This is a genomic window from Nocardia exalbida NBRC 100660, from assembly GCF_000308575.1.
GTDB classification, from domain to species: Bacteria; Actinomycetota; Actinomycetes; order Mycobacteriales; family Mycobacteriaceae; genus Nocardia; species Nocardia exalbida.
Map to the genome: position 1 here is coordinate 14,071 of NZ_BAFZ01000081.1, position 15,704 is coordinate 29,774.

General features: G+C 69.9%; 15 protein-coding genes. 4 read left to right on the forward strand and 11 right to left on the reverse strand.

What is annotated here, in order from left to right:
* The first annotated feature begins 57 nt into the window (after window positions 1-57).
* Window positions 58-501 carry a nucleoside deaminase gene (locus ON29_RS19325; protein WP_040868230.1) on the forward strand — a complete coding sequence of 148 codons (444 nt, stop codon included), beginning with the start codon at window positions 58-60 and terminating at the stop codon, window positions 499-501.
* A 25-nt stretch (window positions 502-526) separates the two neighbouring features.
* Here the strand turns inward: ON29_RS19325 and ON29_RS19330 are convergent, their stop codons facing one another.
* The gene (locus tag ON29_RS19330; RefSeq protein ID WP_245549024.1) at window positions 527-1,867 is read right to left on the reverse strand and encodes a DoxX family protein; all 1,341 of its coding nucleotides are present in this window, start codon (window positions 1,865-1,867) and stop codon (window positions 527-529) included.
* Between the two features lie 101 nt (window positions 1,868-1,968).
* Window positions 1,969-3,327 (reverse strand): DoxX family protein, encoded by a 1,359-nt coding sequence (locus ON29_RS19335; RefSeq protein ID WP_245549025.1) that lies wholly within the window; start codon window positions 3,325-3,327, stop codon window positions 1,969-1,971.
* A 238-nt stretch (window positions 3,328-3,565) separates the two neighbouring features.
* Here ON29_RS19335 and ON29_RS19340 point away from each other — a divergent pair, with 238 nt between their 5' ends.
* Both ON29_RS19340 and ON29_RS19345 read left to right on the forward strand, forming a co-directional pair.
* A complete protein-coding gene (locus ON29_RS19340; RefSeq protein ID WP_040868156.1) occupies window positions 3,566-4,696 on the forward strand; it encodes a phosphotransferase family protein in 1,131 nt (376 codons plus the stop codon).
* A 2-nt stretch (window positions 4,697-4,698) separates the two neighbouring features.
* The gene (locus tag ON29_RS19345) at window positions 4,699-5,796 is read left to right on the forward strand and encodes an Rv3169 family protein (protein ID WP_040868236.1); all 1,098 of its coding nucleotides are present in this window, start codon (window positions 4,699-4,701) and stop codon (window positions 5,794-5,796) included.
* Window positions 5,797-6,136: 340 nt separating this feature from the next.
* Here the strand turns inward: ON29_RS19345 and ON29_RS19350 are convergent, their stop codons facing one another.
* The 6 genes from ON29_RS19350 to mqo all read right to left on the reverse strand — a co-directional run bounded on the left by ON29_RS19350 (window position 6,137) and on the right by mqo (window position 13,024).
* Window positions 6,137-6,505: a cobalamin biosynthesis protein gene (locus tag ON29_RS19350; RefSeq protein WP_040868157.1), complete on the reverse strand. Its 369-nt coding sequence runs from the start codon at window positions 6,503-6,505 to the stop codon at window positions 6,137-6,139.
* The gene (locus ON29_RS19355; protein WP_040868158.1) at window positions 6,492-7,922 is read right to left on the reverse strand and encodes a cobyrinic acid a,c-diamide synthase CobB; all 1,431 of its coding nucleotides are present in this window, start codon (window positions 7,920-7,922) and stop codon (window positions 6,492-6,494) included. The genes ON29_RS19350 and ON29_RS19355 overlap by 14 nt, the downstream gene beginning before the upstream one ends.
* 79 nt (window positions 7,923-8,001) lie before the next feature.
* On the reverse strand, window positions 8,002-8,616 hold the full coding sequence (cobO, locus tag ON29_RS19360) for a cob(I)yrinic acid a,c-diamide adenosyltransferase (protein WP_040868160.1): 615 nt from the start codon (window positions 8,614-8,616) through the stop codon (window positions 8,002-8,004).
* A gap of 168 nt (window positions 8,617-8,784) precedes the next feature.
* Window positions 8,785-10,719 carry a magnesium chelatase subunit D family protein gene (locus tag ON29_RS19365; RefSeq protein ID WP_040868162.1) on the reverse strand — a complete coding sequence of 645 codons (1,935 nt, stop codon included), beginning with the start codon at window positions 10,717-10,719 and terminating at the stop codon, window positions 8,785-8,787.
* 321 nt (window positions 10,720-11,040) lie between these two features.
* Complete coding sequence (locus tag ON29_RS19370; protein ID WP_040868163.1) at window positions 11,041-11,490, reverse strand: GNAT family N-acetyltransferase; 450 nt, start codon at window positions 11,488-11,490, stop codon at window positions 11,041-11,043.
* A 19-nt stretch (window positions 11,491-11,509) separates the two neighbouring features.
* Window positions 11,510-13,024: a malate dehydrogenase (quinone) gene (gene mqo, locus ON29_RS19375; protein WP_040868166.1), complete on the reverse strand. Its 1,515-nt coding sequence runs from the start codon at window positions 13,022-13,024 to the stop codon at window positions 11,510-11,512.
* 298 nt (window positions 13,025-13,322) lie between these two features.
* On the opposite strand from mqo, the gene ON29_RS19380 reads away from it, so the two are divergent.
* A complete protein-coding gene (locus ON29_RS19380; RefSeq protein ID WP_051175390.1) occupies window positions 13,323-14,384 on the forward strand; it encodes an alpha/beta hydrolase in 1,062 nt (353 codons plus the stop codon).
* Here ON29_RS19380 and ON29_RS19385 read toward each other — a convergent pair.
* From ON29_RS19385 to ON29_RS19395, 3 genes are read right to left on the reverse strand one after another with little or no spacing between them, the layout of a single operon-like run.
* Complete coding sequence (locus ON29_RS19385) at window positions 14,364-14,927, reverse strand: alpha/beta fold hydrolase (RefSeq protein ID WP_040868168.1); 564 nt, start codon at window positions 14,925-14,927, stop codon at window positions 14,364-14,366. The genes ON29_RS19380 and ON29_RS19385 overlap by 21 nt on opposite strands.
* A 56-nt stretch (window positions 14,928-14,983) precedes the next feature.
* On the reverse strand, window positions 14,984-15,376 hold the full coding sequence (locus ON29_RS19390) for a type II toxin-antitoxin system VapC family toxin (RefSeq protein ID WP_040868170.1): 393 nt from the start codon (window positions 15,374-15,376) through the stop codon (window positions 14,984-14,986).
* Window positions 15,373-15,606 (reverse strand): AbrB/MazE/SpoVT family DNA-binding domain-containing protein, encoded by a 234-nt coding sequence (locus ON29_RS19395; protein WP_245549026.1) that lies wholly within the window; start codon window positions 15,604-15,606, stop codon window positions 15,373-15,375. The genes ON29_RS19390 and ON29_RS19395 overlap by 4 nt, the downstream gene beginning before the upstream one ends.
* Between the last annotated feature and the right edge of the window lie 98 nt (window positions 15,607-15,704).

Below are 15,704 nucleotides of genomic sequence, written 5' to 3' on the forward strand. Positions count from 1 at the left end.
CGTGCAGGCGTTCTCGTTCGGAAAGGCGGACCGATGAAACGGCTGACACCGGCACGACTGCTCGACGTGGCCTACGACGAGGCGCTGCGCGGGCTCGCCGAAGGGGGGATCCCCATCGGCGCCGCCCTCTTCGACGCGGACGGCACGCTGCTCGGTCGCGGGCACAACCGCCGGGTGCAGTCCGGCGACCCCAGCATGCACGCCGAGACCGACGCCTTCCGCGCGGCGGGGCGGCGGCGCGACTATCGCGACACCGTCATGGTCACCACGCTCTCGCCGTGCTGGTATTGCAGCGGCCTGATCCGCCAGTTCGGCATCGGTTCGGTGGTGGTCGGGGAATCGCGGACCTTCTCCGGCGGGCACGAGTGGCTGGCCGGGCACGGCGTCGCCGTCACCGTCCTGGAAGACCGGCGCTGCGTCGATCTGATGACCCGGTTCATCGCCGAGCATCCCGCGCTGTGGCACGAGGACATCGGAGTCGCCGACGATCTCGAGGCATGAACTTGCGCCGCCCCGGCCGGGCGGCTCAGCGGAAGTACGGATACTCCTGCACCCAATGGAATCCCCTGCTACGCAACGGGAACTCGTCGACCGGGACCGAGGTCAGCGCGACCGAGACCGGCTGCCCGGCGAGCGTGCCCGTCAAGGTCAGCCGCTCCGGCGCGGGCCGGTCGAAGCCGAAGCTGCCCAAGGGTTCCGTTCGCGGCGGCGCGACCACGACCAGGGTGCGCGCCGCCGGATCGACCATCGCGAGCACCGGAACCAACCGGCCGTCCATCCGCTGCACGGTGGCGCCGTCCCGGTCGAAGACCAGGCGCTGCCAGCGCCGTTCGTCGGTGGTCAGTGGCGGAAGCGGTGTGCCGCCGACACTGAATTCGGTGACCGCCCAGATGCCGTACAGCGGCGGTTCCGGCCGCCCCGCGCCCTGCTCGGTCCACCTTTCCCAGCCCGTGTACGCGTTCGAGAACAGCAACCACACCCCGAGCGCGATCTGCGCCGCCGCCGCGATCCGCTCGGCTCGCGGCGTGCGCAGCAGCGGCGGCGTGCTCGATGGTCCGGCCGGGCGGTTCAGCACGAGCACGTTCGCCAGACGCCCGGCCTCCGGGGCGAGCAGCACCAGGCACAGCAGCATCAGGTGGAACGACAGGAGCTTCGCGGGTACGTCGTAGGTCATGTCCAGCACGAACACCTGTGTCGTGCACACCAGGCTCAGCATCGCGCCCACCAGCGCGGTGCGCGGCACGAACAGCAGCACGCCGCCGAGCAGTTCCGCGCAGCCGAGCAGGATCTCGTACTGCGGCGATATTCCGATGTGGTTCCAGAGCACCGCCATCGGACTGAAATTCCCGTAGGGCTCGAGCAACCGGCTCAGCGGTGTCGGCGGCATCTGGGTCGGGATGGCCTTGGCCATGCCGTAGGCGATCATCTGCCCGGCCAGGCACAGGCGCACGAACAACAGGAACCAGGGCAGCACGGCCCGGTAGTGCGGCCGGTTCCGATCCAGCATGCTCCAGACCAGTGTGCCGAGCACCGCGACGACGAGGACGACGAACACCAGCACCCAGAAGTAGGCCTGGTCGCCACTGATCGAAGCCGTGTTGGCCGCCACGGACGTACCGAACACCCGTGTTCCGGTCCCCTCGATCACCGGGCGCAGGGCACGGGCGACGCCGGAGTTCACCGAGTCCGGCAACCACTCGCGCGCCAGTCCGAGGAACTCGGGGACGACCGACGGATACACCAGGCAGAACAGCCCGAAATACAGGAAACCGAAGCGGAACGCCACCCGGGTCGCCCCGCGCCAAGGCCTGGTATCGGAACCCACCGCGTCCGCGGTGTCTGTTCGATCGAGGATCGCTTCGGTCACGGCGGTCCCTCCAGTTCGGTCGATGCAGACCGAAGGTATCGAAAAGCGCCGCGGCCGTAGCGGGTTTCGGCTGGATCACCCGCTGCCACCGGATCAGGGGGTCAGCGGAAGTACGGGTATTCCTGGACGAAGTGGAAGCCCCGGTTGCGCAACGGGAAGGAGTTCGGGTCCATCCGGTTGAGCGACAGGCTCACCGGCGTTCCGTTCAACTCACCGGTGAGCCGCAACGTGTCCGGGGTGGGCTGAGTGAAGGTGAAGGCGCCCAGGCGGTTCGGCGGTGTGTCCGGCGGAGCCGCGGACAGCGCGATGGTGTGCGCGGCCTCGTCGACCACGGCTACGACCGGCAGGAACGAGTCGTCCATCTTCTGCACCGTCGTACCCCGGCGGTCGACGATCAGCCGACGCCAGCGGCCCTCGTCGGTGATCAGCGGCGGCGCCGGTTGCCCGTCCCTGGTGAACTCGCCGACGGTCCAGATGCCGTAGAGCGGAGGTTTCGGCGCGCCGTCGCCCGCCTCGCGCCAGGTTTGCCAGCCGATGTGCACCCCACCGAGCAGCACCCACAGTCCCAGAGCCACTTGCAGCGCCGCCGCCACCCGGTTCGCGCGGCGGGAAGCGAACAGCGCGGGTTGCGTGGCCGGTTCGGACGGGCGTTCGAGCATGAGCACATTTGCCAACCGCCCGGCCTGCGGCGCCAGCACGACCAGCGACAGCAGCAGCAAGTGGAACGAGAGGATCTTCACCGGCACGTCGTAGGTCATGTTCAGTACGAACACCTGCGCCATGCTCACCAGGCTGACCAGCGCGCCCGCCGTCGCGGTGCGCGGCGCGAACAGCAGCAGCCCGCCGAGCACTTCCGCCGTGCCGAGCAGGACCTCGTATACGGGCGCGGCGCCGACCTGGTTCCAGAGCACCGATGCCGGGCTCATCGTCCCGTACGGTTGCAGCAGCGCGGTGAGCGACGGCGCGGGCATCTGTGACGGAATCGCCTTGGCCAGACCGTAGAAGAGCATCTGGCCGCCCAGGCACAGCCGGGCGAACAGCACGAACCAGGCGCGCAGGGTGAGGTAGTCCCGGCGGCGTCTATCCAGGATCGACCAGACGAGCGTGATCAGCGCCGCCGCGACGAGTTCGCAGAAGATCAGCAACCAGATGGCGGCCTGGTCGCCGCTGCCGGAATCCTCGTGCAAGACGGCGTCCACACCGAAGGCGTGGTCGCCGACCCAGCCGACGAGCGGGCTCGTCGCGCGCATCTGCCAGATGACGGCGTTCTCCGGCAGCCACTTGCTCAGGATGCCGGTGAACACGAAGAGGATCTGCGCGAACAGCACGCAGAACAGCCCGAAGTAGGCGAAGGCGAAGCGGAACGCGATCCGCGCCTGCGGGCTCCATGGACGACGCTCGTCACCGGCCCGCGTTCGGCCACCGCGGGGCTCCACCACATCCGTTTCGACGGTACGCACACCGCTCCCCTCGCCGGTCGACACTCTGGCTTGCCGAACGTATCCGACCAGGTCATGGGATGACCTCCGGGTAAACCCCCGATTTCCGGGTACCTCTTTCGGCCTACATGCCTGCCCCACCCTGCTCAGCGGGATTCGTCTCCGGTTCCGGCCCGCCGACAACTAGAACGCGTTACAGTCGCGTATCCCGGCGCACCGCGGGCGGTGCATCCAGGCCGCACGTGTCAGGAGGACATTGATGACCGACGATCCGGACCCGGCACAGCGACACCAGCTGACCGTCAGCGAACGCGACCTGGACGCACTCGCCGGCGACTTGGCGCGCTGGCTGCACGCGAAGGTCGCCGCGGACGATCTGCCGCGGATCTCCGAATTGTCGCGTCCACAGTCCGGCGGCATGTCCAGCACGTCGATCCTGTTCGACGCCGAGTGGAGCGCCGCAGGGCGGCCGCAGCGCGGATCGTTCGTCGCGCGGATGGCGCCGGAGGCCGGGTCGTTCCCGGTCTTCGAGACCTACGACCTCGCCACCCAGTACCAGGTGATGGCGGGCGTGGCCGCGGCCACCGACGTGCCGGTGCCGGGCCTGTGCTGGCTGGAGAACGACGAGAAGCCGCTCGGCGCACCGTTCTTCGTGATGCGCCGCGTCGACGGCCGGGTGCCGACGGACAACCCGCCGTACGTGTTCGTCGGCTGGCTGTTCGACGCCGACCCGGCCGAGCGGCTGCGGCTCACGCACAACACCGTCGAGGTGATCGCCAAGATCCACGGCATTCCCGATCCCGCGACGCTGTTCCCGATGCTGAGCGGACCGGGCGAGGCGCTGCGCAGGCACGTCGCCGCCCAGCGCTCGTGGTACCGGTGGGCGCTCGCGGACGACGGCTTCGAGATCCCGCTGATCGAGCGGAGTTTCGCGTGGCTGGACGAGCACTGGCCCGCCGAGACCGGCCCGGACGTGCTCAGCTGGGGCGACGCCCGCCCGGGCAACATCATCTACCGCGAATTCGACCCGGTGGCGGTGCTGGACTGGGAGATGGCCGCGCTGGCGCCGCGCGAGCTGGATCTGGGCTGGCTGATCTTCATCCATCGGTTCTTCCAGGATCTGGCCACTCGCTTCGGGCAGCCCGGGCTGCCCGATTTCCTGCGCCGCGACGACGTGGTGTCGAAATACGAGGAGCTGACCGGTCACTCGGTGCGCGATCTCGACTTCTACATCGTCTACGCCGCGTTGCGGCACGCGATCGTCATGGCGCGGGTGAAGCGCAGGATGATCCACTTCGGCGAGGACACCGACACGCCGGATCGCGACGACTACGTCATGCACCGGGCAAGCCTGGAAGCGCTGCTCGACGGAACCTACGAATGGGACTGACCATGCCTGTGCCTTTGGACGAGTACCCCATCCATCAGACCCCGCTGTCGCTGGCCCGGGTGGCCTCCAGCGATCGGAACTTCTACGACCGCAGCTACTTCAACGCCCACGACCGCGACGGCGGCACGTTTCTGATCACCGGTTTCGGCGTGTATCCCAACCTCGGGGTGACCGACGCCTACGCCGCCGTCCGCCGTGGCGACGCGGTGCGCGCGGTGCGCTTCTCCGACGCGCTCGGCGACCGGGGCCTCGACCAGCGCGTCGGCGGCTACCGCATCGAGGTGCTGGAGCCGCTGCGGCGCCTGCGGGTGGTCTGCGAACACGACGATCTGAGCTTCGACCTGACCTGGAGCGGCGCCTTTCCCGCCGTCCAGGAACAACCGCACCTGATTCTCGCGGGCAACCGGCCGATCATCGACGCGTCCCGGTTCGCGCAGGTCGGCTCGTGGGCGGGGACGCTGCACGTGGACGGCGACGACATCACCGTCGACCCGGCGGTGTGGACCGGGACCAGGGACCGCTCGTGGGGCATCCGGCCGGTCGGGGAGACCGAGCCGCCCGGACGCGCGGCCACCGAGCCCTCGGGCGGGTTCTGGTGGCTGTACGTGCCGCTGCGGTTCGAGGACTTCGCCGTCGTGATCATCGTGCAGGAGGAGCCGGACGGCAGGCGCACGCTCAACGACGCGACCCGGATCTGGCCGGACGGGCGCACCGAACAGCTCGGCTGGCCCCGCATATCCATCGACTATCGCTCCGGCACAAGACATCCCGTCGGTGCGCGACTGGAGCTGACCACGCCGGACGGCAAGCCACTGGAGATCGAGATAACGCCGGGTATCGGCGTCCCGCTGCACGTCGGCTGCGGCTACGGCGGCGATCCCGACTGGCAGCACGGCCAGTGGAAGGGTCGCGACTGGTCTTCCTCCAGCCGCTACGACCTCACCGATCCGGCGATCGTCGCCCGCGCTCCCTACGGGGTGACCGACCACGTCGCGCGTGCCCGCTGCGGCGATGCCGAGGGGTGGGGGCTGTTCGAACACGCCAGCATCGGCCGCCACGACCCCACCGGCTTCGCCGACTGGGGCTCGGTCGCCCCCTGAACCCGGCGCCGCACCGCCGCCGACACGGGTGTCCGTGACCAGTTCCCGGTAGACGTGCGTGCCCGGACGCAACGCGCAGCGACGGCGCATCCAGCAGCAGCTGAGCCAGCGCCAACGGCGCACCGCCGTCGTAGCCGAACGGCTCCGCCCCGAGCTGTGATCGGAGCTTCGCGATCTGCTCGGATACCGCCACAGGCCGGGCCGAACAGCGCATCCGGAGCCTGCGGTCCGGGCCGGTTGCGCGGCGGCTACAGCGTGGCGACAGTCGCCGATCGTGCGACACCGCGATTGTCGCGGACAGCGCAGCGCTCGCGGCCGAGCCCGCGTTCGGTGGATGGTTCTACCGCTCGAGCTGCGCTGCCGCGAGCACCACGCCTTGCACGACGCGCTTCGGTATCACCAGCGGCCCGCCCCCGGCGGCGAGCAGCGCCGCGGCCTCCGCGACGCTCGCCGTGCCGACGGCCGCCTGTGTGCGGCTTCCCGGGTTGGGGACGGCGACGTTCGCCAGTTCCGCGGCGGAGTAGGACCGCAGCGGCACCTGGTACTCCGCGGCGACGGCGCGCAGTCCGGGCTCGGTGAAGCGCTGCGAGATGGTGGCCAGGCACGCTATCCGGTAGCCACCCACGCCCTCGCGCAGCGCGGCGCGGATCGCGGCCGCCGATGTGCCCGGCCGTAGTCCGATGCCGACGACGACGTCAGCCGACGGCACCGGAACTCGCGAAGCGCATTGCCGCGGTGACGAATCGCCGCACCGCCGCGGGATTCCCCGCCGGGTGGGTGTGCAGGTACGACGCGTGCACGTTGCCGCTCAGCGTCCCCTCCCGGACGACCTCTCCCGCGCCGCCGCGCCAGCCCCAAGCCGGATTCGGCGGCGCCGACACCAGACGGGTGCGGTGGAACTCGTGCCCCCTGACCCGTTCGCCGACCCGCCACAGCGGCGAGTCGGCCAGTGCGACGGCGTCCCGGTAGCCGAGTGTCAGACGCGGTCCGAACGCGGCGTCGGCATCCACCACCCCCGCCATCGGGTGGCCGTCCAGCGATCGGGTCAGATACAGCAGCCCGGCGCATTCGGCGTGCACCGGCATCCCGTGCCGAGCGGCGTCGGCCACCGCCCGCAGCAGGATGGAATTGGCCGCCAGGTCCGCGGCGTGTTCCTCGGGAAACCCACCTGGCAGCACCAATGCCGCTGTCCCGGTGGGCAATTCGTCGTGCAGCGGGTCGAAAACGACCACCTGCGCCCCCGCGGCCACCAGCAACTCACGATGCTCGGCGTAGCCGAACGTGAATGCCGGGCCACCGGCTACGGCGATCACCGGACCCTCCCGATCGGCCGGGAAGCGGGCGGCGACCGGAAACTCCTCGGTGGACACCTCTTCTGCTTCCAGACCGCGCACGGCGGCGGCGGGATCCCACGCGGGTCCGGTGACCGACGAGCGAGCGAGTGCCGCGATGGCGTGCAGGTCGACGTGCGCGGCGACGAGATCCGTCATCGCCGCCACCGCCGCCGTCGCGGCCGAGCCGTGTTCCACGGCGGGGATCAGGCCGAGATGCCGGGACGGGACTTCGAGTTCGGCCAGGCGCGGCAACGACCCGAGCACCGCCAGCCCGACTCGATCGCAGGCGGCGCGCAGTACCTGATCGTGCCGTTCGCTGCCGACCCGGTTCAGGATCACCCCGCCGAGCCGGACGCCGCTGTCGAAGGTCGCGAATCCGTGCAGCAGTGCCGCGAGGCTCTGGCTGTGTCCTCGCGCGTCCACCACCAGCACCACCGGCGCTCCCAGCAAGGCCGCGACCTGCGCCGTCGACCCCTCCGCCACCGGACCGGCGTACTCGTCATCGATCCGCCCGTCGAACAACCCCATCACGCCCTCGACCACCGCGAGATCGCACCCCCGCGCCCCGTGCCGGAACAGCGGTACAACCCGCTCCACCCCCACCAGCACAGGATCCAGGTTTCTCCCCGGCCGCCCCGCCGCCAACCCGTGATACCCCGGATCGATGTAGTCGGGCCCCACCTTGAACGGCGCCACCCGATGCCCCACCTTCCGCAACGCCCCCACCAGCCCGGTCGCCACCGTCGTCTTCCCGCTCCCCGACGCCGGTGCCGCCACCACCACCGCCTTCATCGCCGCTCCCGCCCCGCGAGTGGCACACCATCGTGCGGCCCTCTCGCGATTCGCCGCAGCGATGTGCCACTCGCGGGGATCACCATTCGATGCCTCGTTGGCCTTTGCGGCCCGCGTCCATGGGGTGCTTGAGTTTGGTCATTTCGGTGACCAGGTCGGCGGCTTCCAGGAGGGGTTGGGGGGCGTCGCGGCCGGTGATGACGACGTGCTGGTTGCCGGGGCGGGCGTTGAGGGTGCCGACCACCTCGTCCACGTCGACCCAGCCCCATTTCAGGGGGTAGGTGAACTCGTCCAGGACGTAGAAGCGGTGCTGTTCGGCCCGCAGGCGGCGGGCGATCTCCTGCCAGCCGGCCAGCGCGGCGGCGGCGTGGTCCTGCTCGGTGCCCTGTTTGCGGGTCCAGGACCAGCCCTCGCCCATCTTGTGCCACTCGACCGGCGCGCCCGCGCCGGTCTGCTCGTGCAGTGCGCCGAGGGCGCGGAAGGCGGCTTCCTCCCCGACCTTCCACTTGGCGCTCTTCACGAATTGGAACACCGCGACGTCGAAGCCTTGGTTCCACGCTCGCAGCGCCATCCCGAACGCAGCCGTCGACTTCCCCTTGCCCGGCCCGGTATGCACCGCGAGCACCGGCTGATTGCGCCGCTGCCGTGTGGTCAGCCCGTCGTCGGGAACTGTCTCCGGAACACCCTTGGGCATCGAATCTCCTTGCTCGTCCTCGGATCACTCCGAACCTGTGCACCGCGTCCGGACCGGAAGCCGCGCGAACCGCCCACCACCGCTGGACGCCGACTCACCGGGTCTCCCCGCCGTCTCCGAAGCGGCGGCCGCGCGGCCTCCACCGGGCACACGGTTCGGAAGTCGTGCTCACGCCGCTCGCGCCGGACTACCGTTCCCGGAACTCGCGCGGACGACGTCCGCGACCGCCGCACCGGTCAGCTCGGCCAGTCTCAGGTAGCCGCCGCGCAGGTCGCGGGCCAGATCCACGGCGAGGCCGAGGCGGATCATGCCGCGTTCGCAGTCGACGACGACCGAGGTGACCGTGTCCCTGGCGAGTAAGCGGGCCGCGGCGCGGGCGCGGGGAACCGGGTCGGTCCCGCCCGTCGCGCGACCGTCGGTCAGCAGCACCAGCATCGGCCTGCGGCGCGGATCGCGCACACGCTCGCGCAGCACGATTTCCCTGGCCTTCAGCAGGCCCGCCGCCAGCGGGGTCTTCCCGCCCGTGCGCATTCCGGACAGCCGGCGCACCGCGATGTCGACCGACGAAGTGGGCGGCAGGACGAGTTCGGCCTCCGCGCCGCGCACGCTGACGACGGCGACTTTGTCGCGGCGCTGATACGCGTCCCGCAGCAATGTCACCACCGCGCCGGTGACGGCGGACAGCCGGTCGCGGGCGGCCATGGACCCGGAGGCGTCGACCACGAAGACGACCAGATTCCCTTCGCGCCCTTCCCGATACGCGCCGCGGAGGTCTTCGGCGGCCAGCCGCAACGGCCCGTTCCCGCGGCCGCGGGAACGCTGATGCGGGGCGGCCGCGAAGACGGTTCCGAGCAGATGCAGGCCCGAAGACGTGTCGGCACTCGGACGCACCACCCGCCCGTGCCGTGATTCCGCGCGGGAGCGCCGCCCCGGAGCGCCTTCGCCGACGCCGGGCACCTCCCAGCGCGGTGTTCGCGAACCGGCGGAAGTCGGTGCGCCACTGCGCCCTTCACGCGATTGCCCACCGCCCGGACCTTCGGGCGGCGACGGGTTTTCCGGGCCACCGTCCGGATCGTCGCCCGGCTCCTCGGCATCCCGGGGCGTGCCGTCCGGCCCGCTCGGCGTGGAGGTCTCCTCCTCGGGCCGCGCCTGCTCGGCCGCGTCGCGCATGGCGTCGTCGAGCTGCTGCTCGCTGATACCGGGCTCGTCGAACGGATCGCGCCTGCGCCGGTGCGGCAGCGCCAGTTCGGCGGCCACCCGCACGTCGTCCTCGGTCACCGCGTCGGCACCGCGCCAGGCGGCATGCGCGGTCGCGGTGCGCGCGACGACCAGATCGGCCCGCATCCCGTCCACGTCGAACGCGGCGCACAGCGCGGCGATGCGGCGCAGCTCCACGTCGTCGAGCACCACCTGCCCCAGCCGGTCGCGGGCGGCGAGGATCTGCTCGGCCACCTCGTGGTCCGCCGCGGCGTACCGGGCGGCGAATCCGGCCGGGTCGGCCTCGTAGTCCAGCCTGCGGCGCACCACCGCCATCCGCACGTCCACGTCCCGGGAGGCGGCCACGTCCACGGTCAGGCCGAACCGGTCCAGCAGCTGCGGACGCAGTTCGCCCTCCTCCGGATTCATGGTGCCGACCAGCACGAAGCGCGCCGGATGCGAGTGCGAGACGCCGTCGCGTTCGATGTGCACCCGCCCCATCGCCGCGGCGTCCAGCAGCACGTCCACCAGATGGTCGTGCAGCAGGTTGACCTCGTCGACGTACAACACACCGTGATGGGCGGCTGCCAGCAGGCCCGGGCGGAACGCCTGCTCCCCGTCGCGCAGCACACGCTCCAGGTCCAGCGAGCCGACCACGCGGTCCTCCGTCGCGCCCACCGGCAGCTCCACCAGGCGGGCGGGCCGCGCGCCGGTCTCGTCCACCACGGGCGGCAGCAGCTGCGCGAGCGCGCGCACCACGGTCGACTTCGCGGTGCCCTTCTCACCACGCACCAGGACGCCGCCGATGCCGGGATGGACCGCGCAGAGGATCAGCGCCAGCTGCAGCCGTTCCTGACCGACCACCGCCGAGAAGGGAAATCCCGCTTCACCGTCCGAACCCGGCATCGTCCGGCTGCGCTGGTCGGACGTCGGCACTGTTTCGGCATGGGAGACGGACACGCCCCCAACTCTAAGCGTGGGGCCGCACCGGCCCCCACAGTGCCCTTCGATTCAGAACCGATGCGCGCACCCCTGAACCGCACCTACCGTCGATCCACTCATGGCTCCGCAGGGGTGCCGCGCAGGAGGCACCGATTCGAGCGAACCAGCGCGCCCCGCTCGCCTCCACCACGTTTCCGAGCGACGCGAGCCCGAGTATGCGCCGTTCGCGTCCGAGCGGTCGCCGCCGCGACGAAGTCGCCGACGGTGGCCGCTCGGACACGAAGATCAACCTCTGCGCATGGGCACGTGCGGGATGCCGTCTTCTTCGAATTCCGGCCCGTCTACCTTGAAGCCGTGTTTGGTGTACAGGTCGATCAGGTAGCTCTGGGCGCTCAGGCGAACCGTCGCCGAACCGGCCTCGGCCAGCGCCGCCTGCAGCAGTCGCGTGGTGTAGCCGTGCCCGCGGGCGGGCGCCGCCGTGCAGAGCCTGCCGATCCGGAAGCTCTTCACTCCGTCGTGGTGCTCCTCGCACAGCCGCAGCGTGGCGATGACCTCGCCCTCGTCATCGAGCCAGAAGTGCCGGGTCTCCGGGAGGAGGTCGTTGCCGTCCAGTTCGGGGTACGCGCACTTCTGCTCGACGACGAACACTTCGACGCGGAGTTTCAACAGCCGGTAGAGCGTCGCGGTATCGAGATCCTGCGCCCAGGAGCGTTTGAGAGCAACCGTTGACATCATCGCGCCTTGCTATCACAACCTAGGCGTTCGCCGCGACCCCTGCATGTCGCGGCGTGTTGTCGCCGCCGTCGACGAGGTTCAACGTCTTGGAGGTCCAATCCCACACTTCGTGGAACAGCGCCGGGTCCTCGGACAGCTTGATGCCCAGTGAGGGCACCATCTCCTTCAGCTTCGGCGTCCACGTGGCGTACTCCTGCGGGAAGCACCGCTGCATGACGTCCAGCATTGCGGTGACGCAGGTGGAGGCGCCCGGGGACGCGCCGAGCAGACCGGCGATGGTGCCGTCCTCCGCGGAGATCACGGCGGTGCCGAACTCCAGCACGCCGCCGGCGCCCTTACGTCGGATGACCTGCACGCGCTGGCCCGCGGTGATCAGCTCCCAATCCTTGGCCTCGGCGCGCGGGATGAACTCCGACAGCGTGATGACCTTGCCAGCCTCCGACTTCAGCAGCTCGCTGACCAGGTACTTGGTCAGACCGAGCTCGGTGACGCCCACGCCGAGCAGCGAGAAGATGTTGTTCGGCCGCACCGACTTGAACAGGTCGGTGTTCTTGCCGTCCTTGAGGAACTTCGGTGTCCAGCCCGCGTACGGGCCGAACAACAGGCCCGGCTTGCCCTTGATCACACGGGTGTCCAGATGCGGCACCGACATCGGCGGAGCACCGACCGCCGCCTTGCCGTACACCTTGGCCTCGTGCTGGTTGATCAGCGCCGGGTTGACGCAGCGGAAGAACTGGCCGCTGACCGGGAACCCGCCGAATCCCTTCGCCTCCTTGATACCCGCCTTCTGCAGCAGCGGCAGCGCGCCGCCACCCGCGCCGACGAAGACGAATTTGCTGATCAGCGTGCGCGTCTCGCGGGTGCGCAGGTTGCGCACCGTGACCAGCCAGGATCCGTCCGACTGCTTGGACAGGTCGCGTACCTCGTGCCCGAAGGCCAGGTCCGCGCCGGAGGAGCCGAGGTAGGCGAGCAGTTCCTGGGTGAGGGAGCCGAAGTCGATATCGGTGCCGCCGTCGCTCCAGTTCAGCGCGACCGGGTCGGAGAAGTCCCGCCCGCGGGCCATCAACGGCAACCGCCGGGTGAACTCGTCGGGACTGTCGATGAACTCCATGCCCTCGAACAGCGGGTGCGGCGCCAGCGCTTCGTACCGCTTGCGCAGGTATTCCACATTGTCGGCGCCGTGCACGAAGCTGACGTGCGGGATCGGGTTGATGAAGGTGGACGGATCGCGCAGGATGCCGTTCTCCACGCCGTAGGACCAGAACTGGCGGGAGACCTGGAACCGCTCGTTGATATCGACGGCCTTGGTGATGTCCACCGAGCCGTCGGGTAGCTGCGGGCTGTAGTTCAGCTCGCAGAGCGCGGAGTGTCCGGTACCCGCGTTGTTCCACGGATCGCTGCTCTCGGCCGCGGCGGCGTCGAGCCGCTCGAACAGGGAGATCGACCACTCCGGCTGCAGCTGCCGCAGCAGCGCGCCGAGAGTGGCACTCATGATGCCGGCACCGATGAGTACTACATCGGTCTTTTCAGTCATGGCAGCGTTCGGCACGGGTAGATCGACTTCCTTGTCCTTCTGCGCGGGCCCACCGGGCGGGTGGACCTGCCTGGGCACGGTGTAGTTGTGGCTCGGTTCCGGCGTCCGCCGGTTCCGAACGGCGTGGCGGGAGTCAGGTTACCCGCCGTTCACCTAGCCCAATTGTGCACCTCACCACGCCGCCGCCCGGCAACGAGCCTGCGGAATGTGCGGAATGCGACAGAGATCGTCGTCACTTCGGCGGCCGATGGACCGCCGTGGTCTGTCGGTGCGTGACACCGTCCAATACATTGGTCGCGTGACGAACGAACAGTCGCTTGCCGCGCCGGTCAGCACTTCTCCGGAGGGTGAAGGCTGGCGCCCCGACGTCCTGGGCCCGCAGTACCAGCAGCGCACGCTGCCCCTCGGCCCCGATCCCGACGGCGAAGGCGAGGTGGTCGCCACGCTGGTGCGCTACGTGCCCTCCGGCGCCGTCGAGCAGACCGCGGGCGCGGTGCTCTACGTCCACGGATTCACCGACTACTTCTTCCAGGAACACCTCGCCGAGCACTTCGCCGCGCGCGGATTCCAGTTCTACGCGCTCGACCTGCGCAAATGCGGCCGCTCACTGCGCGAGGGGCACACCCCGCACTATGTGACGGATCTCGCTTTCTACGACCGCGAGCTCGCGGAGTCGCTGCGGATCGTCCGGGCCGAGACCGGCGCCCCCGTGGTCGTCAACGCCCACTCCACCGGCGGCCTGGTCGTGTCGCTGTGGCTGGACCGGCTCAACCGCGCGCAGGGTACGGCCGCCGCGGGCATCACCGGCGTGGTGCTCAACAGCCCGTGGTTCGACCTGCAGGGTCCCGCGTACTACCGGACCGTCGGAACGCCGATCATCAAAGCGGTCGGACGCTTCCGGAGGATGGTCCAGCTGCCCGGCGCCAAGATCAGCACCTATGGCGACAGCCTGCACCGCTCCGCGTCCGGCGAGTGGGATTACAACCTGGACTGGAAACCGCTGCACGGCTTCCCGGTGCGGCTCGGCTGGCTGCGCGCGATCCGCAACGGCCACGCGCAGCTGCACCAGGGCCTCGACATCGGTGTGCCCTCACTGATCCTGCGCTCCCGGATGACGAAGTTCGCCAAGGAGTACGGCCCCGCCGTGGACGTGGCCGACGCGGTGCTCGACGTCAAGCAGATCCAGCGCTGGTCGGGCTGCCTGGGCGACCGCACCAACATGGTGCCCATCGACGGCGCCAAGCACGACGTGTTCCTCTCCGGCCCCGAACCGCTGGCCCAGGCCTTCAGCGAACTCGACAACTGGCTCGAATGGCTCGCGGGCTACCAGGGCGCGAAGTCACCAGAGGCTGGTGCGTAGCACGATCTCGGTGGCCAGCTCGTGGCCTGCTTCGGTGGCCACGTCGGTGACGTCGACCTCGACCACCCGGAACTCGCCGTAGACGAACCGTCCCGACGCGTCGGCCACCGAGCGCGGCAGATTCTTGGTGACCAGCAGCGTGGTCGGCACCTCGACCGGGCCGGTCGACGCGTCCGCCACCGCTCCGTCGGACCCGGGCGTGGCAGGGTGGCCGCGATCGGCCACGACCAGGCTCTGGAAGCGGCCGAATCCGCGGGCGCACGCCTGCCACGCCAGCACCGCGCCCGCGCCGCAACCGGCCACGTTCACCCACGGCAGGCCGAGTTCGTCCAGGATCGCGGTCACGGCGGCCGCGTCGAGACCCTCGATCGACTCCACCGCGAAGGTGCGCAGATCCGAGGTGTGCAGACGGGCGCACACCTGATCGAAGACGTCCGCCGAATCACCCGCGCCGGGCAGCAGCAGCACGCTGTGCCGGGATTCCGGCCCATCGATCCGCACGGTCCACGCCCGGTCACCCACCGTGATCTGCCGAGATTCCATGCCGAATCACGCTACACGGATCAGGGCATTACGGCGGCAGGTCGGGGGTGGCGGAATCAGGCGAGCAGGCGCATCCCGGCCCGCTCACCTGCGTTGTGATCGAAGGTGACGGTCAGTTCGCAACCGGCCTCCTGGCCGAGCTGCTGGATCAGCGCGTCGGCGAAGTCCGCGCCGTCTGCGGCTCGCCGCAGCGCTTGGCGCACGGTGTCGGCGCGCTCCACCACGATTTCGCTCGAGTCGAGCAGCCCGAGCAGCACATCGGTGACGGCCTCGGGATCCTGTTTGTAGCCACGGCGCAGTACCCAGTGGATCTCGGCGAGCACGATCATCGTGACGTAGCCGGGTTCGCTCTCGCTGAGCCCGTCGATCACCTGGTTGGCCCGGGCGGACTGCTCCGGGTCGTCCTGGGTGAGGTAGCGGATCAGCACATTCGCGTCCAGCCCGATCATCCGCGCTTGCCTTCCACGACGTTGCCCGCGATCGCCTCGTTCATCTCCGCGAGGCCGATGGGCGAGCCGGACCAGCCGAGGATGCCTTTGAGCGACTTGATCGTGCGCGTCTCGGGCACCAGCTCATAGGTGCCGTTGGGCGTGGGCACGAACGCGACCCGCACGCCCGCGCGCAACCCCATCGCCACGCGCACATCGATCGGGATCGTGATCTGTCCCTTACTGGTCACCGTCGCCGACACCACATTCGTCCCTCGGCCGCTGGGCCTCTTGTCCGCCGCCATCATCCTCACACCCGACCGTGCCGACCGACCCCAAGCCTTACCTG

Bases quoted from the DNA above. Each gene is read 5' to 3' on its own strand.
- ON29_RS19345 (WP_040868236.1), top strand. From the start codon at position 4,699: ATGCCTGTGCCTTTGGACGAGTACCCCATCCATCAGACCCCGCTGTCG.
- ON29_RS19390 (WP_040868170.1), bottom strand. From the start codon at position 15,376: ATGATCGGGCTGGACGCGAATGTGCTGATCCGCTACCTCACCCAGGAC.
- ON29_RS19340 (WP_040868156.1), top strand. From the start codon at position 3,566: ATGACCGACGATCCGGACCCGGCACAGCGACACCAGCTGACCGTCAGC.
- mqo (WP_040868166.1), bottom strand. From the start codon at position 13,024: ATGACTGAAAAGACCGATGTAGTACTCATCGGTGCCGGCATCATGAGT.
- ON29_RS19370 (WP_040868163.1), bottom strand. From the start codon at position 11,490: ATGATGTCAACGGTTGCTCTCAAACGCTCCTGGGCGCAGGATCTCGAT.
- ON29_RS19355 (WP_040868158.1), bottom strand. From the start codon at position 7,922: ATGAAGGCGGTGGTGGTGGCGGCACCGGCGTCGGGGAGCGGGAAGACG.
- ON29_RS19365 (WP_040868162.1), bottom strand. From the start codon at position 10,719: ATGCCGGGTTCGGACGGTGAAGCGGGATTTCCCTTCTCGGCGGTGGTC.
- ON29_RS19385 (WP_040868168.1), bottom strand. From the start codon at position 14,927: ATGGAATCTCGGCAGATCACGGTGGGTGACCGGGCGTGGACCGTGCGG.
- cobO (WP_040868160.1), bottom strand. From the start codon at position 8,616: ATGCCCAAGGGTGTTCCGGAGACAGTTCCCGACGACGGGCTGACCACA.